This is a genomic window from Lysinibacillus sp. NPDC056185 (assembly GCF_047737915.1).
GTDB lineage: Bacteria > Bacillota > Bacilli > Bacillales_A > Planococcaceae > Lysinibacillus.
Map to the genome: position 1 here is coordinate 44,525 of NZ_JBLLLQ010000018.1, position 20,390 is coordinate 64,914.

General features: G+C 34.2%; 24 protein-coding genes and 1 pseudogene. 18 read left to right on the top strand and 7 right to left on the bottom strand.

The annotated features are described in order from the left end of the window. Positions 1-25: 25 nt before the first annotated feature. From ACMZ42_RS16925 to ACMZ42_RS16950, 6 genes are all read left to right on the top strand, one after another. Positions 26-655, top strand: a complete 630-nt coding sequence (locus ACMZ42_RS16925; RefSeq protein ID WP_415732154.1) for a recombinase family protein — start codon at positions 26-28, stop codon at positions 653-655. Between the two features lie 71 nt (positions 656-726). Further along, positions 727-936 carry a hypothetical protein gene (locus ACMZ42_RS16930; protein WP_415732114.1) on the top strand — a complete coding sequence of 70 codons (210 nt, stop codon included), beginning with the start codon at positions 727-729 and terminating at the stop codon, positions 934-936. A 241-nt stretch (positions 937-1,177) separates the two neighbouring features. Next, positions 1,178-1,993, top strand: a complete 816-nt coding sequence (locus tag ACMZ42_RS16935; protein WP_415732115.1) for a TIR domain-containing protein — start codon at positions 1,178-1,180, stop codon at positions 1,991-1,993. 532 nt (positions 1,994-2,525) lie between these two features. Next, complete coding sequence (locus tag ACMZ42_RS16940) at positions 2,526-3,668, top strand: hypothetical protein (RefSeq protein WP_415732116.1); 1,143 nt, start codon at positions 2,526-2,528, stop codon at positions 3,666-3,668. 201 nt (positions 3,669-3,869) lie between these two features. Continuing rightward, positions 3,870-4,601, top strand: coding sequence for a hypothetical protein (locus ACMZ42_RS16945; protein WP_415732117.1), 732 nt, complete (start codon positions 3,870-3,872; stop codon positions 4,599-4,601). A gap of 471 nt (positions 4,602-5,072) precedes the next feature. Further along, positions 5,073-5,318 carry a hypothetical protein gene (locus ACMZ42_RS16950; protein WP_415732118.1) on the top strand — a complete coding sequence of 82 codons (246 nt, stop codon included), beginning with the start codon at positions 5,073-5,075 and terminating at the stop codon, positions 5,316-5,318. Between the two features lie 27 nt (positions 5,319-5,345). Here the strand turns inward: ACMZ42_RS16950 and ACMZ42_RS16955 are convergent, their stop codons facing one another. Next, positions 5,346-5,792, bottom strand: a complete 447-nt coding sequence (locus ACMZ42_RS16955) for a hypothetical protein (protein ID WP_415732119.1) — start codon at positions 5,790-5,792, stop codon at positions 5,346-5,348. Positions 5,793-6,053: 261 nt separating this feature from the next. Between ACMZ42_RS16955 and ACMZ42_RS16960 the strand changes: the two genes are divergently transcribed. The 4 genes from ACMZ42_RS16960 (at position 6,054) to ACMZ42_RS16975 (ending at position 8,570) form a co-directional block, all read left to right on the top strand. Further along, complete coding sequence (locus tag ACMZ42_RS16960) at positions 6,054-6,125, top strand: hypothetical protein (protein WP_415732155.1); 72 nt, start codon at positions 6,054-6,056, stop codon at positions 6,123-6,125. Between the two features lie 101 nt (positions 6,126-6,226). After that, on the top strand, positions 6,227-6,547 hold the full coding sequence (locus ACMZ42_RS16965) for a hypothetical protein (RefSeq protein WP_415732120.1): 321 nt from the start codon (positions 6,227-6,229) through the stop codon (positions 6,545-6,547). A gap of 529 nt (positions 6,548-7,076) precedes the next feature. Next, the gene (locus ACMZ42_RS16970; RefSeq protein ID WP_415732121.1) at positions 7,077-7,235 is read left to right on the top strand and encodes a hypothetical protein; all 159 of its coding nucleotides are present in this window, start codon (positions 7,077-7,079) and stop codon (positions 7,233-7,235) included. 399 nt (positions 7,236-7,634) lie between these two features. Continuing rightward, positions 7,635-8,570 carry an alpha/beta fold hydrolase gene (locus ACMZ42_RS16975; protein ID WP_402874094.1) on the top strand — a complete coding sequence of 312 codons (936 nt, stop codon included), beginning with the start codon at positions 7,635-7,637 and terminating at the stop codon, positions 8,568-8,570. Between the two features lie 158 nt (positions 8,571-8,728). On the opposite strand, the gene ACMZ42_RS16980 is transcribed toward ACMZ42_RS16975, so the two are convergent. Then, the gene (locus ACMZ42_RS16980; protein WP_415732122.1) at positions 8,729-9,643 is read right to left on the bottom strand and encodes a hypothetical protein; all 915 of its coding nucleotides are present in this window, start codon (positions 9,641-9,643) and stop codon (positions 8,729-8,731) included. Between the two features lie 350 nt (positions 9,644-9,993). On the opposite strand from ACMZ42_RS16980, the gene ACMZ42_RS16985 reads away from it, so the two are divergent. Further along, entirely contained in the window at positions 9,994-10,440 is a 447-nt protein-coding gene (locus ACMZ42_RS16985) for a hypothetical protein (protein WP_415732123.1), read from the top strand. A gap of 133 nt (positions 10,441-10,573) precedes the next feature. Here the strand turns inward: ACMZ42_RS16985 and ACMZ42_RS16990 are convergent, their stop codons facing one another. Continuing rightward, complete coding sequence (locus tag ACMZ42_RS16990) at positions 10,574-10,996, bottom strand: NUDIX hydrolase (protein WP_415732156.1); 423 nt, start codon at positions 10,994-10,996, stop codon at positions 10,574-10,576. A 256-nt stretch (positions 10,997-11,252) separates the two neighbouring features. Then, positions 11,253-11,405 carry a hypothetical protein gene (locus ACMZ42_RS16995; RefSeq protein ID WP_415732124.1) on the bottom strand — a complete coding sequence of 51 codons (153 nt, stop codon included), beginning with the start codon at positions 11,403-11,405 and terminating at the stop codon, positions 11,253-11,255. A gap of 434 nt (positions 11,406-11,839) precedes the next feature. Here ACMZ42_RS16995 and ACMZ42_RS17000 point away from each other — a divergent pair, with 434 nt between their 5' ends. Beyond that, positions 11,840-12,250: an Asp23/Gls24 family envelope stress response protein gene (locus tag ACMZ42_RS17000; protein WP_132356667.1), complete on the top strand. Its 411-nt coding sequence runs from the start codon at positions 11,840-11,842 to the stop codon at positions 12,248-12,250. Between the two features lie 82 nt (positions 12,251-12,332). On the opposite strand, the gene ACMZ42_RS17005 is transcribed toward ACMZ42_RS17000, so the two are convergent. Beyond that, positions 12,333-13,502: an MFS transporter gene (locus ACMZ42_RS17005; RefSeq protein WP_370079863.1), complete on the bottom strand. Its 1,170-nt coding sequence runs from the start codon at positions 13,500-13,502 to the stop codon at positions 12,333-12,335. Positions 13,503-14,094: 592 nt separating this feature from the next. Between ACMZ42_RS17005 and nusB the strand changes: the two genes are divergently transcribed. The 3 genes from nusB (at position 14,095) to ACMZ42_RS17020 (ending at position 16,358) form a co-directional block, all read left to right on the top strand. Then, complete coding sequence (gene nusB, locus ACMZ42_RS17010) at positions 14,095-14,475, top strand: transcription antitermination factor NusB (protein ID WP_415732125.1); 381 nt, start codon at positions 14,095-14,097, stop codon at positions 14,473-14,475. A 33-nt stretch (positions 14,476-14,508) separates the two neighbouring features. Next, positions 14,509-15,375, top strand: coding sequence for a bifunctional methylenetetrahydrofolate dehydrogenase/methenyltetrahydrofolate cyclohydrolase FolD (gene folD / locus ACMZ42_RS17015; protein WP_415732126.1), 867 nt, complete (start codon positions 14,509-14,511; stop codon positions 15,373-15,375). A 167-nt stretch (positions 15,376-15,542) separates the two neighbouring features. Further along, a complete protein-coding gene (locus ACMZ42_RS17020; protein WP_415732127.1) occupies positions 15,543-16,358 on the top strand; it encodes an undecaprenyl-diphosphate phosphatase in 816 nt (271 codons plus the stop codon). A 72-nt stretch (positions 16,359-16,430) separates the two neighbouring features. Here the strand turns inward: ACMZ42_RS17020 and ACMZ42_RS17025 are convergent, their stop codons facing one another. Both ACMZ42_RS17025 and ACMZ42_RS17030 read right to left on the bottom strand, forming a co-directional pair. Next, positions 16,431-16,970 carry a GNAT family N-acetyltransferase gene (locus ACMZ42_RS17025; RefSeq protein ID WP_415732128.1) on the bottom strand — a complete coding sequence of 180 codons (540 nt, stop codon included), beginning with the start codon at positions 16,968-16,970 and terminating at the stop codon, positions 16,431-16,433. Between the two features lie 138 nt (positions 16,971-17,108). Beyond that, positions 17,109-17,226: pseudogene (locus ACMZ42_RS17030) on the bottom strand (IS1595 family transposase); the annotation flags it as partial. 565 nt (positions 17,227-17,791) lie between these two features. On the opposite strand from ACMZ42_RS17030, the gene xseA reads away from it, so the two are divergent. From xseA to ACMZ42_RS17045, 3 genes are read left to right on the top strand one after another with little or no spacing between them, the layout of a single operon-like run. Continuing rightward, positions 17,792-19,144: an exodeoxyribonuclease VII large subunit gene (gene xseA / locus ACMZ42_RS17035; RefSeq protein ID WP_415732129.1), complete on the top strand. Its 1,353-nt coding sequence runs from the start codon at positions 17,792-17,794 to the stop codon at positions 19,142-19,144. A 2-nt stretch (positions 19,145-19,146) separates the two neighbouring features. After that, a complete protein-coding gene (gene xseB / locus ACMZ42_RS17040; RefSeq protein ID WP_370079873.1) occupies positions 19,147-19,380 on the top strand; it encodes an exodeoxyribonuclease VII small subunit in 234 nt (77 codons plus the stop codon). Positions 19,381-19,383: 3 nt separating this feature from the next. Continuing rightward, entirely contained in the window at positions 19,384-20,265 is an 882-nt protein-coding gene (locus tag ACMZ42_RS17045; protein ID WP_415732131.1) for a polyprenyl synthetase family protein, read from the top strand. Positions 20,266-20,390: the final 125 nt, after the last annotated feature.

Sequence of the window (20,390 nt, forward strand, 5' to 3'; positions counted from 1 at the left end):
AATAAGCTTGGGAAGAGGAATTAAAATTACAGTATATGGATATGCACGTGTCTCAACTATAGGTCAAGACCTAGAAGCACAGATTCAAGATTTGAAGAAGAACGGTGCTGAAATCATCTATAAAGAAAAGTTTACAGGCACGAAAACAGATAGACCACAATTTAATGAACTTTTAAGCGTACTAAAAGAAGGTGATACGCTTATGGTAACAAAGTTAGACCGTTTTGCTCGTTCAGCTTCACAAGGTAGTGAATTAGTAAAAGACTTAATTGCAAAAGGCGTGAGAGTACATATTTTGAACATAGGGCTTCTGGATAACACACCTGCTTCAAAGCTTATTAAAAATATTTTCTTTGCATTTGCAGAGTTCGAGCGTGACATGATTGTGGAGTGCACACAAGAGGGGAAAGCGATAGCAAAACAAAATCCAAGTTATCGTGAAGGGCGCAAGCCTACATATACAAAGGCACAGCTTGATCATGCTATGAAGCTGAAAGAAACACATTCATTCTCGCAGGTAGAAGAAATCACAGGGATTAGCATGAGTACCTTAAAGCGTGAAGCTAGAAAGAGAAAAGCAAAGAAATATAACAACTTTACTTGTTTTTCAAAAGGTGACGTTTATGTATATTCAGACGAAAACCTTGATTTATAGGACTTTATGACACACTAGATTTTTATGAGTTGACGTGTTAAATCATCGTTTCACTTTGGTCAAGCTACGGAGTGTCAGAAGTAATCTATAGAGCTACAGGAGCGTTACAGGTCGCTCCTAGAAGTCAAATTGATAAATTGGTCAGTGAAGGTCAGAAGCGTGTCAGGAGAGCGTTTGGGGCGCTACAGAGTGTGGAAGTAGAGGGGGTATTTTCCGATATTTTGATGATGTTGAATGAAGAATCTAAGCTACCTGTTACACGCACACCAAAAGAAAGTTGAAGCGATACGAGAGCGAATTTGTGGAGTTGAAGTATATTGGCATCATTGATGATGAAATAGACAAAATAATGGAAGGCTTTGTACTTTAGGTAGCATTGTTGTGAGTGTAACTTTTAGAAGTTAATGGGTATAAACGATGAGCTATTAACATTTAGTAAATTCCCTAAAATATTACTTATAACTTTTTTGTGTGTTAAAATATGGATTGAAAATAAATGTAAATATGTATGGGGGTTTATCAATGAATGTTCAAACTCGTATTAATAAAATTGAAGGTCTAAAAGATTCAGTACACTGTATAACTAATGGAGATTTTAATGAGGTAGAAAAAGTAAAACATATTTCAGATTTAAAATTACATTCTTTACTAGAACAAAGCAGTGCAGATAAATTGTGTGAACAAATTGCAATTTTAAATTTTAATTATTCGGGTATAAGATTTAGTGGGAATGATTACTCGGACAGAGAGTATAATAGTTTTGAGAACGCAAGAAATAGTTTCTTAGCTATTCTAGACACTGCTATTGAAGAGATAAAAGTTAAAGAAGAATTTGAACAATTTAATTCAGAAAAAGAAGATGAGACTTCTCAAGTCGCAGTAAAAGATGTTCAGAATGACAGGATATTTTTAGTTCATGGGCATGATAGAGAACTTCTATTAGAGGTTGATAGATTTATAAGGAAACTATCATTATCTCCTGTTATTTTAAGTGAAGCTGATGATGATGGACAAACAATCATTGAGAAGTTTGAAAGAGAAACACAGGACACAAAGTTTGCAATTATTCTGAGTAGTCCTGATGATTGTGGTTATTCGGTAATAGATGGAAGTGACAAAATCAAATATAGAGCTAGGCAAAATGTAATATTTGAAATGGGTTACTTTGTTGGTAAGCTTGGAAGGGAAAGGACTCTAACAATTCTTAAGGGAGAATTAGAACTGCCTAATGATATACAAGGAATAATATACAAGAAAAATACAGAAGATTGGCAACCATATTTAGCAAAAAAGCTATCCAAATTAGGTTACAACGTGAACCCTGATTGGTGGAAGTAAAATCATTCTTTTAGCGGAATTTAAAAATGTATGGGGAGTGTAAGTTTTCTATAAAAACTTGCACTTTTTTAGATTATTTAAAAATTAACTTATGGATAAAAAAGGTGTGTAGTATTATTAATAGAGACAACAAATTTGACCATAATGAGATGTGATTAAAGTGCAGTTTTATTGTGGGCAAGTTAATTTGAATTGTTTAAGTGGAAAAATAGTGAAGAGGTTGTGGATGAAAACTTAGTAAAGATGTAGGATGAACTGGCTGATATTATTACATATACACTGCTATTTGCTATTGAGACTGGAGTTGATGTTGTTAATGTAATTGAACAGCAAGTAAAAATAATGTTAAGTATCCTATTGAAAAAGCATATGGGATTATTGAAAAATATTAAGAATTATATGGGCGGGGATAGTTTCCGAATCGATGTAATTAGACTGGGAATGGCAGGTTGTCCATGTACACACACGAAACTGAGTTGAAAATACAAGCGGGGAACTATTTTTAGCATGAAATTCAAAAGGGAAGAAAAAAATGAACTTATTTGAAGTATCAAAAAAAATTAATGATGAGCAACTAAATTATAAATTTAAAATGCTGAAAGATAATTTAATTGAAGAGAAGAAAATAATTGAAGAATGGTCAAAAGGTTTTATAGATAAAGATAATAAATTTGCGCATCAATTTCAAACAACTTTTCATTCTTCTTTTTGGGAATTATATCTACACGCAGTTTTTAAAGAGGCTAAATTTACCTTAGATTATTCAAAACAAGTGCCTGATTTTATAGTTAAATCACCCATTGAGTTTTATGTTGAAGCTGTGGTTGCAAATATTAAAGATAAAGGTTTACAAGAGGAAGAAAGGACCTTCATGGATACCTTTATAGGATTAGAAGCATTACATTTTAATCCCAATTTTAATCAAATAATAGATGAATCAATTGTTAGGTATTCTAATTCAATTCGTTCAAAACTTATGAAATATAAAAATCAATATTCCACAAAAGAATGGATAAATAAAGAGGCTCCATTCACTATTGCTTTAGCTTCTTATGATCAAATAAATTATGGAGTAGAGTTTATTTACCCTCTAATGGCATTATTATATGGTTTATATTTTGATGTTGAATCCCAAAGTTACGGGCAGAAAGACTTTATTTTGAAACCTGGAACTGATGCTGAAATAAAGTTAAATATTTTTAGTGATGAGGAATTTGAAGATATATCAGCAATTATCTTCACCTGCACGCTTACAATAGGAAAATTAACATCACTAGTTATTTCGAAAGGTGAAGATTCTTTAAATAAAGTATTTTGTATTCAACATGATATATCTGATGATGATTTTCCATACAAATTAAATAAAGTGTCTCCTGCCACTCCTGAACATCTTTCGGATGGATTAATAGTTTTCCATAATCCGAGAGCTAAGAGTCCATTACCCCTAGAACTTTTTAAAGAAACAAATGCATTGCAAATTTATGCCAATCACAGTGGTGATTTACAATTGATGTCAGAAAATTTACCATTAATTGCTCGTGTAAATAGTGCTTTTTTGAGATTATTTAATGATGAAATGATAATGGACTTGATGATTAAATATAATGGATTGGATGATAAAATGATTATTGATTTGATGATGAAAGATTTAGGGTTTAAATCTAGTGAAAAATAGAAGATTTTAGCGATGAAAACTAAAAAAAGAACTTCGATTACTTTGAGTTTTTTAAGGTGCACTCTAACCAAACATAACATAGTATTGAAGATTGTAATGCTTGGTATAGTGCTGTATATGGAATGATTAAATGACGTCAATATTGCAATGAACTCATACCAAAGAGAATTGAAGTGGTGCGATAACTCATAAGGAGAACATATGGAAATAACACATTTTAGACAATTAGATTACTTTATAAAAAAAGGCGCAATTCCAAGAATAGAATTGACTGACAAACAGTCTATCGATTTTAGTTTGGGTTTCTTTTTAGGTATTGAAAATGGATTTCCCTTACATGAAGCTTCTAAACTTTCTGCTCAAAGTTTAAAACAATCCTGGGAAGAAAATAATAATTATATAGAAAAAGTAATTGAGTATCTAGAAGAATTTTGGAATTGGGAGATAGAGTATAGTAAGAATTATATCAATTTACATTTGGATAACGAAATCATACGAGCTATAAAAAGTGTAACCTTTCAACCTCCTACTACTTGTTGTCCTATTTATATAATTACAGTTGGTGAAGGTGAAAGTGAAAAAGTTGTTTATATTGGGAAAACTTCTTCTGCAAATAATAGATTTAGGGGAGGACATACAGTTGCCCTTAAGTTGCATCATCCAAAATACGATGGACTGAAAAAAAGTATTTATTTTGCAAGCGTTATGTTACTAAGTAAAGATGAAGAATATCTTCCTTTAGAGTTTATTTCTAACTTAAAAGGAGCTGAAAAGTTATTATTAGAAGTAGAGGCTAGCTTGATATACCAATATAAACCTGAGCTAAATACCATAAGTAAAAAGAAAGCTAATTATGATATAGTTTCAGAAGTCCACATTCAAAATTTTTCTCATTACAGTAAGTTCCTTAATGATAATTTCATTTATGTTTAGTTAGCAATTTCAATGCATACTTCATTAGCTCTGAAGAAACTAGTAGGGCATGTTTCTGATATTGAGGTAGGGTATCTTTCTATATAAAGGTGACCTGCTGCATGCACACGAAATGACTTGATGAATAGCGTCTAGCGTTCAACTTTTAAAAATGCTATTCTATTTAATAGAAGGTGATAGTATTGCGTTCTGAAATCATTCTATTCTTAAATATCCGTATAATTCTTGCTCTGTAAGGGTTTCTGAGCTTTGTAAGATGCTCTTGAATCCTTATGGAACAACAATTCCATTCCACCAAGCATTGATGAACAATGAAGTTTTCAAATCAGCGCAATTCAATACGAAGTTCCTAGAAGAGAATGATGTTTTGGGGAAAAGCAAGTAATTGATAATGCGGATTTAGTAAATAAAATACCTATCAAAGTTCGCAATTTTATTACCTCCTAACTTTTATTAGTTAGGAGGTTTTTTATGTCCCAAAATATACAGAAAACAGGGATATTTGATTTGAATGACATTACAGGGGGCATACAGCTTCCAAACTTTAAAGGGGCATTTCAACAGGATGATACAGAGCTAATTGCACCTCCGAAATTTTTAGTGGACGTCAGGAGAAGGGCATCAAAATCGCTAATGCATTGCTCTTTTTTAAAATTATCTCCAAGCATTTCATTTGCCAACAATCCCATACTCGGTCTTTGTGCCAATATTGATTAAAAAAACTAGAGACATTTGCATTCGTCTCTAGTCATTTTTAAATAATAATTTTCGTGATTTTACATCATAAATTTCGTAACCCATAGTAAACATATTGTCTTTTGTAAACATATTTTCTTTTGTAACTGACACCTTACAATAGTAAGGAATTGACATACCATAAGCATCCAGTTCAGGAATATCGAATGAGGTATATTGTTCACCAGTTTCAATCATTTCAAAAGTTGTTGATGTACGGCGTCCGAATGAACCAACTTCGATCGTACACTCTCCACTAATAACGTCATAATCTTTTTGGATAATAGTTTTTAGACTCGGTAGGGTAATCACTAATAACGTAACACCTACTAAAAAACCAAAAAGAGACTTAAATCCATCGAAAGATAGCAATTCTTTGTCTTGATACATAAAAATTAATGATATAGCTTGCGAGAGAGCAAGTATTAATCCTATTGAGAGTACTATATAATACAATTCTTCACTTCCTATGTATAACTGTTGAATATTTCCTTGTGCAAATTTGAAGTTGGCCTAACATATTTTATCGTATTATTCTTATCAAGGTAAACAGGATTATTATTCCATTGATAATTATTATTCATGATTAATTTGAATAAAGGGGTGTAAAGCTAAAGGAAAGTTAAAAGGGCGTAAACGAAGTTAGTTGAAGGCGAAGAAGAAATCAGACGCAACGCAATCATTAAGGATTATCAATACGGCGTTTCAATTGTTGACATTCGCAAGACTTACAAAATCGGAAAAGGAACAATTTATCGATTGCTTGAACGTGAAGGAATAAAACGATAACAAAACGATTAACGAAAGAATTAAATCTCGTTTGTTGGTCGTTCTTTTTTGCGTTGAAAGTGCGTGACCCCAAAGCCCTTTATTCTGACAGGTGCATTCTAGTGTTCGGAACTTGCGCACAGCTTTTAAACATTTTGAAGAATAATAGTTATAATATACACATTAATATTTGTAAAGATGGTGAAACGATGGAACAGATGATAAAGGAAATGATGTCTCCAAGTAATCAATATAAAGTTCAAATTATAAAAAAGAGGGATCGTCTTTATACAACAGAAGTATATATGTGGCAAGAAGACTGCGGATATGAATTTTGGAGTCCAATAAAGATAGGATTGAGTTTAATTGAGACAGAAGAAGGTGCAGTGATATTAGCCATTGAACATTTAAGAGAATACTCTGATGAAATTATCATTCTTTAGTTACCTCACTTATTCAACGCTGTCAGACGTATCGAGATCGTTTAAGTGGATAGTTGGTCGTCATGAGCAATATATAGAATTTAGTTATCCCGATTAACTTACGTCAGTTTTGCGTTAAAAAAATAAGCGCAGGAATCCCCATAAGCTCATAACTCGTTTTAATAGCCCAAAATAAAAGTCATGACAGCCGATTTTCATGTGGTGTCAAGGGCATTATACTCCGAATTAAGGAGAGTGATTGACGGTGCATACACGAAATTTATCAGTAGACCAATTACACATAAAGTTAGGCTTTTACATACTAATAAGAATGCTTTTGTCTTGGAGATATCGGAATTGTGAGAGGCTAGGTAGTTATGGAGGTTGTAACGGTTTATATTACTCGCAAGCGGAATTGGCGGTCAGGCTTATTTGATTTGACAGTATAGACACCTTTTATGAAGCATGTTTTTGGGTGTGTTATAATCAAATTTATGAAGAAAACTACACTAACGGTGCAGTATGGTTAAATGAAAAAGGGGGACAAATGATGGATAACCAATATGTCGTAGGTTGGGGTACATTGGCGTTGATAAATGCTGCACTTGCACAAGGGAAGAATAGAACAGGGTTCAATTGGTTTTTACTTTCTCTTTTGTTAGGCCCATTAGCAACACTAATTTTGTTATTTGTTGAAAAGAGACAGTAACACTACATATTCACAATAATTTATATAAGTTAATAAAGTGAGAAGTGTGGTAATGTAGACTCTCACTTATTCAATTAGGGTGTTTAATAAGTCGATTATTGATCGGCTTATTTTTTATATACTAATGTACTTTTTAACGCTTAAATAAAATATCTTTTTTTGGAAAAATGATACAATAAATATAATTCAGGCCAACATCAAAATATGTACTTGCAATGGTGGCGAGTTTTAGTTCCGAAAGCAAAGCTGTGCCGACGGAAAGCATTCACCTGTAACGGAATATACAGTCAAGCATACATTTTGATGAAGAGCCATAATTCAAAAACTAAATTGTTCCTTATTTTAAACAACGCGGTAATTACAAGTTGGAACAAATCGATAGTAAGGAAGGAGAAGAAAATGAAAACTCAAGTGTCAAACTATATAAAAATAGGCTCTTCAGAACAATTTATTTCTATTTTTGGTGAAGATAACGATCTGCCTCTTTTAGTGTATTTGCACGGTGGTCCAGGTGATGCCGCTTTACCACTGATTTATAAATATAACTCAGAACTTGGAAAAACGTTTAATGTTGTAGTCTGGGAACAAAGAGGGGCGGGGAAATCTTACTATACTTTTTCGGAAGAGGAACAAATAACTATTGAAACTTATATAGAAGACTTATACAGTTTAATTCATTATTTGTTAGAAACGTTTAAACAAGAGAAAGTTTACCTTTTAGGTCACTCATGGGGAAGTGTCCTAGGCTTAATTTTCATTAAAAAATATCCACAATTAGTACATAGTTATTTTGGATGTGGTCAAGTAGTTAACATGAAAAAAGGATTGCAGTGTCAATATGATTTTGTTTTGAAAGAAAGTCGAGAACAAAATAAAAAAAAGATTGTTCAGCGATTGGAAAATATTGACCTTTCATTGACTCAAAAAGATTGGTTAAACGATTTATTATTTGTTACTAAATTAGTGGTTCGATACAGACATTCTTTATATGGGAAAAGCAATTACAACCAACTGGTAAGGGATTTCATTTTTTCATCAAAGTACACATTTAAAGATTTAATCAATCGCGAAAAAGGTAGTCTACAATCTATACAATATTTGTGGCAAGAGCTCATGGAAATTGATTTTAGTGAATACAAGAGTTTCGATGTCCCTATTACGTTTTTTGAAGGGCGTCATGATCAGCATGTTTCTTCTTCATTAGTAGAGGATTACTATCACACGATAAAAACGACAAAAAAACTCATTTGGTTCGAAAACTCAAGTCATTTTCCCCAGTGGGAAGAGTCAGTCAAGTTTAATCAGTCTTTGATAAGTGTCAAAAAGCAGAATTAATGAACAATGACGCTAATTCAAGCTTAACATTAAGAACCAAGATGTCCATGTTGGCTTTTAGTCTATTTATTTTTTGGTAATTTGGCTTAGGAGAAAATGTCATTAATTTCTAAAAAATCCATCAAAAAAGCCACTCATTTGAGCGGCTTAATTTTTACTTATTCAAATGTCATAGTCCAATTACCATCGGCTTTTATATCAAAGAAGTAAGTTGATGTATCTTCTACTTTTTGAACTTTTGAGCCACTATATGCACCAATTTCATTTACTAATAAAGCACTATCATTTGCTTTAACTACAAAATTTCTAGAGCCATCATGCGTAAATGAAACTTTCTTTGCTCCTTTTGATATGTTCATAAACACAACACTATCACCTTTACCAGAAACTTTACCTTCTGGTGATACATCTTTCGGGATGTCTTGTGACATGTTAATTGTCCATGGTCCGCTTGCGGTTACCTCATATAAGTATTCACCGGCTGGTATTGCATATATCATTTTGCCTGAATAATTACCTATCTCGTTTACCACTAACTTTAAAGTATTGGAATTAGAGTCTAGTAACTTTACAGCGAAGTTTCGTGACCCTTGATGTGTAGCATCGATAATTACGAAACCAGCATCTAATTTGATTTTTTTAGTGACAGTATCACCTGATCCTGACAATTTTAAAGCTTCTAATTTAACAAGTCTTTCAGCTTCAGCCTTAGCCTTTGCTTCTTCTTCCGCTTTAGCTTTCGCCTCAGCCTCTTCTTTTGCTTTCTGTTCAGTTAATGCTTTTTCCTCAGCTTCTTTAGCTTCACGTGCAGCTTTTTCCTCTGGTGTTTCTTCCTTAGGCTTTGCTGCTGTTTCTACTTTTTCTTTGTCATTTTTAGTTGTATCACTTGCGTCTGAAGTCATGCCAAATCCAATAAAAGATACAACCATTATGGCCCCAGCAATACCTGCAAATTTAATTTGTTTTTTACCTTTTTGGCTGTCCTTTTTTGCAAATTGAATAACAGCTAAAATTGCAAAAATAAGAATAGCAGCGATACTTAAAAATGAAATAATAAGAAATAAATCGTCCATAATATTCCTCCTTCTATCTATATAACTATATAGGAAACGATAGGTAATTGTACATATAAAAAACAGACAACCTAATAAGTTATCTGTTAAACTACTACCTGATCATAGAATATTTATTTTATATTAATGTTCCCCACAAAGTTCCCCAAATGCATTCTTTTCTTTTGTTTTCTTGCTTAGATATTAACGATAATTTAATAAAGCAGCAAAACCCTAGTTGTATAAAGGATTAGTAGTTTTCCGAGCCTATTCATATCCATGTGATAAAAAAATGAAACGGATCAGAAAATATAAAAAATGTTTTGTAACGTAGTATAAATGAGTTCGTCAAATATTAAGGGGGGATGTGCATGAAGAAGAAATATTTTTTATATTTAGCAGCTCTTTTTGGACTTACCTTAATGGGGTGTTCAAATACTAATGGATTGCCAGGAGGAAAGCCTCCTAAAGTCTATATAGAAATTGATAATAAAAAATTTGAAACTACACTCGGTACCTATTGTTGGCCAAATAAATGCGTTGATACCGCTGGACCAGTTGAACTATTAGAAGATAAAAAACCTATAAAAGTTAAATCTGGTGAAAATATAACTCTTGTGATGGAATACGAACCAAAACCAAATGAATTTAATATTGTACTAATAAGTGATAAAAAGGAAACTGAAGTAATGGTGAAAGACAATCGTTTCACCGCACCAACAAAACGTGGAGTTTATTATTATTCATATGGTGTATGGTGGAAGGATGAAAAGGAAGCGAATTTATCTCGTGGCGACGCTTTCTACCCCTCGCTTTAGAAGTAGATTAGGTAGTTCATTAAAGGGAGCTATTATTGCACAAACTAAGGAAAAAATTGCTCCCTTTAGAGTAATTCGAAAACATTATGTTTTTTATACTGCTACTTTTATTTCTCCCATTATTTCACCTACTTTAGAAAAGTGCTAATTCAGCATATTTGATATACTCTTTTAAAAATTTAGGTGCTTGAGGGTTGTTAAGTATTTCTTCCGTAGCTAATAAAAATACTATTTCTACTTCTTCAGGTTGTTTAACAAAAATATCACCTGATTCATATTCACAGAGGAAAATAATATCAACAACGTTTTCACCCTTATCTGTTACAAATGAAGTGCTATGTATATATTTTAAATTCTCTTTAATTTTAATACCAATTTCTTCAAAAATCTCTCTTTTCAAAGTTTTTTCTAATATATTTGGTGAAATTCCTTCAATATCTACTTTTCCTCCAACAAGTGAAAGTAATCCACCCGCATGTTCTTCTTTTTTACTTCTTTCAACAATTATCCACTTATCATCTTTTCTTATAGCCCCTTCAACATTGACAATAAACAAATCTAATTCCCCCATACTGAAGAAACCTACGAAGATTTCTTCGCTTTTCAATTTTTATCGAGAGGTTATTTGAATTTATCGATTAAAATTTTGGATTTATCGCCTAACTTTTTAAAATTATCACCCAACTTTTTATATATTTATCGACATCACGACTTTCAAAGCGGTTTCGTTTGCGAAAATGCATTGAATCTGTTATTTATTTAAATTTGTTAGAGTTAAGATCATACGCACAAACCTAGAATAAATGTTCAACTTAATCACTTGTATTTTCTTCTTTATCGTGGTTGTTCTTCTTCAATATTTCAATAATTTCTTTATTTTGTTCACGTATATCTTTCAAAATTCTTTCTATTGATAAACCTGTAAAAACTAAAATTAACACTAATATAAACGTAAAAATACCCATCTTGTTCAATTCCTTCTCTTACATATTTTTAATTATTCAGAAATTCCGTATATAAGGGAATTATAGCGTATTATGATTGTTTGTTGAAATTAAAATGGAAAAAATGAAATATTTTGGGATGTTGATTATCGGAATAAGAAGTCGTAGGTGATAAAATCAACGTCAGGTTTCCGAGTGAAAAATGGCTAGTAGGAGGATTCAATCTTCTGTAAGTTAAATTTGATTATTTTACAAAGAGGGAAGTGGAAAATTCATTGTGAGGTAGCGGTTGTTTTCGCTTTTCATTTTTATCGCCCAACTTTTTAAATATATAGACATAAATCTGTCTCATATAAATTAAATCTGCTTTACGAAGCCAAACCTCCCTTTTTATAGTATAATAAGCGTAAGTACAGCATTTGTTTGTGATGTGTAAGGGAAAGGATGATATTTGTATGGCAGAGAAAGTAGGACAATCTTTCGTACAACCAACGCCTTCTGGAAAAGAAGAACTTGGGAAAATTGAAGTAGCAGCGGAAGTAATCGAGGTTGTTGCTGGAATCGCAGTGAACGAGGTAGAAGGGGTCGCGGCCACTCGTGGTAATATTGCTACTGGCGTAGTAGAACGCTTCGGTAAAAAAGTTCACAATAAGGGCATTAAATCGGGTGTTACTGAAACTGGTGAGATTGCCATTGATGTATTTTGCTCTGTAAAATACGGTTATACAATTCCGAAAGTGGCGAAAGAAGTACAAACTCAAATTCGCCAAGCGATTTATAATATGACAGCACTTGAAACAGCAGAAGTGAATGTACACATTACAGGTATTCACTTTGAAAAAGAAGAAGTAGCCGTACAAGAATAAAAAGAAGGGTTGCCTATAGGGCAATCCTTCTTTTTACGTTATTAATGGAAATTGATCAGCAGTGATTAGTATTGCTATTTTATTATATTTCAATATGCTTTGGTTTTCTCCAGAACAAAGCAAGGATAACACCGAGTGTTAAAACAATTGTCGCAAAGTAATATGGGTAGTTCAAATTGATATCGAACAATACTCCACCTAAAATAGGGCCGAAGATATTACCAAGACTTGTAAACATGGAGTTCATGCCACCAACGAACCCTTGTTCATTACCAGCTATTTTTGATAAATAAGAGGTAACGGCAGGACGAATTAAATCGAAGCCGACGAAAATAAAGAATGTGACAAATAATATTGCGAAATAGTGGCTTACAAATGTCATAGCAAATGTTAAAACAGCAGATAGGACGAGTGAATAACGGATAAGATTAATCTCGCCCATTTTCTTTGTTAGCCAATCGAATAAAACTAGCTGAGCAAGAGCCCCGACTACTCCACTTCCCGTAATAATAATCGCGATATCTGAAGGTGTAAATGCGAATTTATGATCCACAAATAGGCTAAATAACGATTCAAATGCAGCTAAACCAAATGATAATACGAAAATAAGCACGAATGGAATAAGGTATAGTGGGCTAAAAATACGCTTCATACTGCCTAAAATTGATGGTGCAGACTGTTCATCATCGGCAGCACGTGTCGGTTCTTTTAGTAAAAAGAATGACAAGAGCGCTGCTAAAAATCCGAGTATACCAGCAGCATAAAACGGTAAGCGCGTTCCGAATTCGGCCAAAAATCCACCGATACCTGGTCCGATAATAAAGCCAGTACTAATCGCTGCGCTCATGTAACCTAATGCCTTTGGACGTTGTGACAGGGTTGTAATGTCAGCGATATATGCAGTTACCGCAGGCATGATGAAAGCAGCACTGATACCACCTAACATACGTGAGATAAAGAGTATTTCAACTGTGCGTCCAAGCCCGAATAATAGCTCTGAAAAACCGAATATAAAAAGACCCGCAACGATCATAATTTTACGGCCAATGTTATCCACCATTTTACCAGAAATCGGCGAGACGATAAGTTGAGTGATAGCAAATGCGGCCACCATATAACCAACGACAGAGCCTGAAATTTTCAGCTCATTCATAAGTGTTGGTAGCACAGGTATAACTAAACCAATACCTAAAAAGGCAATGAATAAATTCGATAATAAAATACTTAAAGTTAAAAGTTGTTGCTTATTCATATTGTTCTCCTTCAATCTTTCACGATACATGAATCAAAGTCTACTAGAATATTTCCAAGTAATACAATAAACCCTATAGTAACTATAGAGTCAAAAGATTTGTTTTAACTTTTTATAAGTGTGGAAGTATTCGTTCGCGGTTATACAAAGTGTTATATATTTCTTTCATACGATGTCAATGGAGCAGGCATATTTATTTCTCTACGTTCATTCATAAAATGCCCTTACTGGTAAGAGCTAAAGAAGTTTTATATCGCATCAAAATGAATTTTATATTTACAAATATCGCAGTAAAATAGGCGGGATTTGCGTTCGTTCTTTTACGGCTTGTACATATAACTTCATAATGCGTAATGAACACCTGAAAAATGATGTTTAATTTCCTTAATTATAACATTCTTGGTATTTAAACAATAAAGGTTGATTTTTAATTTCAATATATTTCTTAGAAAAGTTAATTGCAGGGTGTTAAAATAAGCAAAAACTTGCTTGAAAAAGGTATCAGATTATTTAAAACTTGCTTGAATTCGTGTTTCTCTCACGAATTTATGCTATTATAAACCTTAATGCCACTTAAGAAGGAGAGCTTTACATGAAACGACATGAAGCACGCGAAAAAGCGTTGCAAGTTTTGTTTCAGCTAGACAATACCGATCTAACAGTTGAAGAAGCAATGGGTCATATCAAAGGCCAACCAACAAATGTCTTCTACGAAAAGATTGTTACTGGAACAGTTGAACATTTAGAGGAAATCGATGCTACTATAGAGCAGCATCTTGAAAAGTGGTCACTTGCCCGTTTACCTAAAATTGAAAGAACGGTTTTACGTCTAGCTGTATACGAGATTTTATACATGCCAGAAACACCAAAAAGAGTAGTACTTAATGAAGCAATCGAGTTATGCAAAACATTTGGCGACGATGGCTCGTCGAAATTTGTTAATGGCGTACTTTCTAAATTTACAGAACAATAAAATGTGTTGAATTGGAAGGAGTAACTAAGGTCTATGTCAAGTGCAATTATTAATGGTAAAGAAATTGGTCAAGAAATTCGTAATTCAGTAGCAGAGCGAGTAATGCGTTTAAAAGAGCAAGGATTAACACCAGGCTTAGCGGTTGTTTTAGTAGGAGACAACCAAGCCTCGGCTACATATGTGAGAAATAAGCAAAAATCTTGTGAAGCGATTGGTATGTTTTCTGAGTTAATCAAACTGCCAGAAGAAACTACACAGGATTCATTATTAGCACAAATCGAATTATTAAATAATCGTGAAGATATTCATGGTATTTTAGTACAATTACCACTCCCAAAACATATTGATGAGGATACTGTTATTGCCACAATTGCTGTGGAAAAAGACGTTGATGGCTTCTCACCAGTAAGCGTTGGGAAAATGATGCTTGGCCAAGAAACATTTTTGCCTTGTACACCGTTTGGCGTAATGAAACTTCTTGAATATTCAGGAATTGAAGTAGCAGGAAAGCACGCGGTCATCGTGGGGCGTAGTCATATCGTGGGTAAACCAATGGGACAACTACTACTACAAAAAGATGCAACCGTTACATATACGCATTCCAAAACACCGAATCTACCTTCATTCACTAAACAAGCAGATATATTAATTGCGGCAGTTGGACGTGCAAACTTTATTACGAAGGAACACGTTAAAGAAGGCGCAGTTGTTATAGATGTTGGCATTAATCGTGATGAAAATAACAAGCTTTGCGGTGACGTAAACTTTAGTGAGGTCGATGGTATTGCTTCTCACATTACACCTGTACCAGGCGGTGTAGGACCAATGACAATTACTATGCTTCTATTCAACACAGTTCAAGCAGCAGAAAATAAGCTTGCACATACAGTTAAGTTATAATTTTGAATGATTGAATGACTCTTTAGTTTGCAAAAAAGCTACCTCAATTTTTTTATTGAGGTGGCTTTTTTGCATTATTTCACTTTTCAGGTATTCTTTATGAACTTTCCATTACCTTCAACGTCTAATGTAATGTTTGGGTCATACATATTAATAGGGAGGTTTTTATGGAAAACATAGATTTAATACTTATAATCAAACATATCATTATCGGTCTTGTACAAGGATTTACTGAGCCAATTCCTGTATCATCGAGCGGACATGTTATGATTGCTAGCGAAGTTCTTGGTCTTGGTGAGCAAGGTTTTACTTTTGCTATTTTAACGAACACAGCTTCTTTACTAGCTATTGTCTATATTTATCGAGAGGATATTGTCCGACTCATTACAAACTTTTTCCTGTATCTCAAAACAGGAAAGAATCGTTATAAAGCTGATTTCCGTTTTGCCGTTTTCATTGTGATTGGTTCTATTCCAGCAGGCGTTTTAGGTGTTTTATTAAGGGATGTTATTGCGGATAATGTTAGTATGACTACGATAGCACTTATGCTATTTGTGACAGGTATTGCCCTATGGCTAATCCGTAATATGCGTGGTACGAAAAAGGATGCGGATTTGACTGCAAAAGACGCCATTATCGTAGGTCTTGGTCAAGCTGTAGCTTTAACACCTGGCATTAGCCGTTCAGGAGCGACCATTATTTCAGCCGTTGCAGTTGGTATGAAGCAGGAAACCGCTTTGCGATTTTCCTTCATGCTTTATATTCCTGTAAGTCTTGGTGGGGTTGTCCTTGGAATTTCAGATTTTTTAAATGAGCCAAATAAAGGTGAATTAGCAATTCCATACGCTTCGACATTTATTGTGACATTATTTATGACTTATTTTGCAATGCGTTGGTTTATGGGAATCATGAAAAGTGGCAAGCTTAGCTACTTTACATATTATTGCTTTCTTGTAGGTACTCTCTTATTAATATTTTATTAATTTAGCTATGTAAAGAATATTGTTAGAAGGGAACTACATCTTTGGAGTTCCCTTTCTCTATTTATGCTCTTGCTAACTGACGAACTCGTGTTTCAGAATACTCATTCTTAAACGGTCAATAAATTCACCATTTCTTAGTCGGTCCTGTCTTAGTATACCTTCTTCCACATATCCAATTCTTTTATAAGACTTAATTGCCTTTGTATTGTCAACTTCTACTCTAAGCCAAATCTTGTTAAGGTCTAATTCATTAAAGCCCCACAAAAGCATTTCTTTCATTGCAGATAATCCATAGCCCTTACCCCAATAGGTTTTATCTCCTATTGCCACCCCTAGTTCTGCGTGTTTGTTGAGTGTGTCGATGTTCTTCATATCTATCCAACCTATATGCTTTCCTTCTTCTGTAACGATCGCTTTTTGTTCATATCCATTTGTTTTGGTAATGCACATTTTAATCCAACCTTCAGTTTCTTCCCTACTAAAAGGTGGATATTTCTCTGGCATATTTAAATGTTTTATCACTTCTTTATCAAGACACCATTGATAACGGTCTTCAACATCATTAAGAGTTAATTCTCTTAAATTGACTTTTGGTAGTTCAGTTGTATTCATCTTCTTTCCCCCTGATTATTTTTCTAAATGGAAAATTTTGATAGCTTGAGTTTATCATAGGTAACAATCGTTGAGAACAAGCAATTTTCAATAATGATCTTGCTACCTGTTGTATCATCATTACGGTTATTTTGTGAAAAATTGAAAGCAACTTAAATAATGGTCAAGGTATTTCGTCGCCACGCCATTAAATCGACATATCCAGCTTTCAAACGACTATGAAAACTTTCTACATTCGAATATGATAAACCCCTTGACTCGTTTCTTCCATCTGAGTTCGTTCTTATCAAATATCAACAAAGCTCTTAAACATAGGTATTAATTTAAAAAGCCTCATAACTATAATTAGTTGTGAGGTTTTCTTGTTGTTGAAAAACGAAATGGTAGAAGTTCTAAATTAGAGTGACGACCTAAAGACACATATAAGAGAAATGGTTGATTGGAGTGGAGGCTGGACGCCCCCAGGAAAGCGCCCAGTCGGAACGGAAATCAACCCCTCGCTTTGCATTGAAAGCCATACTTTATTTAATATATCCCTTAGTTAAAAATAACATGAAAATCTCAAAGCTTTGTGATTCTTTATTTTATTTCAGTGAATTATCGAAATTTTTAAATGCAATTCGTTTGCAGAAGCAATATCATTTTAAAGAAGCTTTATTCAGGTAACAATACTATAGAAATGTTATAGTAAGGTTTTCAATACTATGAAAGACAGTCGTTTTTTCTAACGAAACTGCATTTTGGCACGTCAAGCGCAATAAAAAATGTTATGATAGGTGTAGTTTTGTGAAAAACTTGATTTTAGTAAAGGAGCCGGGAAAATGTCATCTGCTTCTTATTTAACTGTAAAAGCATTAACAAAATATATTAAACGGAAATTTGATGCTGATCCGCATTTACGTGAAGTCTATGTAAAGGGAGAGCTATCCAATGTCAAGATTCATCAATCAGGACATATTTACTTTACATTAAAGGATGATGGAGCACGAATTGCGGCTACCATGTTTAAAACTGCAGCCACAAAATTAGCGTTTGAACCAAAGGAAGGTATGCAAGTATTTATCCGTGGAGATGTAAACGTTTATGAAGGCTACGGTACATATCAATTATATGTACAGGAAATGCAACCAGATGGAATAGGTAGCCTGTTTGTTGCCTTTAACCAGCTGAAAGAGCAGTTACAACAAGAAGGACTTTTTAAAGCTGAGTGGAAACAACCAATTCCGAGGTTTCCAGAAAAAATTGGTGTTTTAACGTCAACAACAGGTGCTGCCATTCGAGATATCTGTACAACATTAAAAAGACGCTATCCACTTGCTGAAGTTTTTATTTATCCAACCCTTGTACAGGGAGCACAAGCAGCGCCAAATATTGTTCAAAATATTGAGCGAGCAAATATCGATGCGAGTTGCGATGTACTGATTGTTGGGCGTGGCGGTGGATCGATTGAGGATTTATGGGCATTTAATGAGGAAGCTGTTGCACGAGCGATTTTTGGAAGTCGTATCCCGATTATTAGTGCAGTAGGTCATGAAACCGATACGACTATCGCGGATTATGTAGCTGATTTGCGCGCTCCGACACCAACGGCAGCGGCTGAAATGGCTGTACCTGATCAACAAGATTTATATCAACGGGTGCTTACACAAAAATCACAACTGCATCAAATCGTGAGAGCGCAACTTATGGCAGAACGTCAGCGTCTAAATAAGCTCCAACAATCTTATCCGTTGTCAATGCCAGAACGCCTATATCGACCATTTACGGAAAGGCTAGCACAACTTGAATCGGGATTACAAAAAGCAATGCAGGTTGATTTAATGAAGAAAAAAGCAAAGTTTCAACAATTACATAGTGCGGTAGAGCAGCACTCGCCAAAAAAGGCATTAGCTTTCCATCAACGAGAGCTAGAAACTCACGTCCAACAATTAACTCGTGCTGCAACTCATTATGTAACGAAACAAAAACAACAATTTGAGGCAACTGTCAGAACTTTAGAAGCATTGAATCCACTTGCCATTTTAACAAGGGGCTTCACGGTAGCTTATAAAGATAATCAAATGTTAAAATCATCAGTTGATGTAAAGCCACAGGATCAATTAATACTTTCCTTCCATGATGGAAAGGTTATTGCTGATGTGGTAAAGATCTTGCCGAAAAATGAGGGGGAATAATTGTGGCAGAGAAACAACAAACTTTCGCAGATGCAATGACGGCACTTGAGGAAATTGTCCGTCAGTTAGAGCAAGGTGATGTGCCTCTAGAAAACGCGATTGATTTATATAAACAAGGTATGGAGCTATCACAATTTTGCCATGGCAAGCTGCAACATGCTGAGGAGCAGTTAATTTCTATTGTCCAAGAGACAGGTGAGACTACGGCATTTGATCCACTAAAGGGAGAGAACTAAGAAATGAACGAGCAATTAAAACATTTTATTGAAAGCAACATACCACAAGTTGAAGCTGAAATGTTTGCACTAGTCGAGAAAATTGATGCACCAGCCAATTTAAAGGAATCAATGCTTTATTCATTAAAAGCTGGAGGTAAACGTATTCGCCCTCTTTTCGTATTGGCTGTTCTTGAACTATACAATAAGAATTTGAAGCATGGTTTAACTGTAGGATCAGTTGTTGAAATCATTCATACGTATTCGTTAATCCATGATGATTTACCAAGTATGGATAATGATGATTTCCGTAGAGGTAAGCCTACAAATCATAAAGTTTATGGTGAGGCATTAGCGACACTTGCAGGCGATGCATTGAATACACTTGCGTTCGGCATATTAGCACGCATGGATGTATCAGCTGAAAAACGCATTGAATTAGTCAATTTGTTAAGTAAAGCAGCTGGTGCAGAAGGTATGGTTGGGGGTCAAGTACTCGATATGGAAGGTGAGAAGCGTCAGCTCAACATTGCTGAGCTTGAGCATGTTCATATTAATAAAACGGGCGCTCTATTACGATTTAGTATTGAAGCGGGAGCAGTATTAGCTGATGTAACGCAAGAAGAACGCGAAACTTTAAAGGAATATGCGCATCATATCGGTCTTGCCTTCCAAATTCAAGATGATATTTTAGATATTGAGGGTACTACAGAAGAACTAGGTAAAACTGCAGGTAAAGATGTAGCAAGTGATAAAAGCACATACCCGGCTCTATTATCTTTAGATGGGGCAAAAGAAAAGCTTGCGGAGCATTATCAGCATGCCATTAACGCACTAGATAAATTGGAAGTAGATGCCAGCTTATTACGTGAGTTTGCAGCCTATATTGTACATCGTAAAAACTAGGGGAAAAACGAGGCGTTAAAGGCATATAATATGCTAAAATAGGTGAGGGCGTTTGCCAATGTGCAAACAAAAAAAGTGTTCGTACTTTTAGCATATTAATAACACTGTTATAATAGTGGAAACAC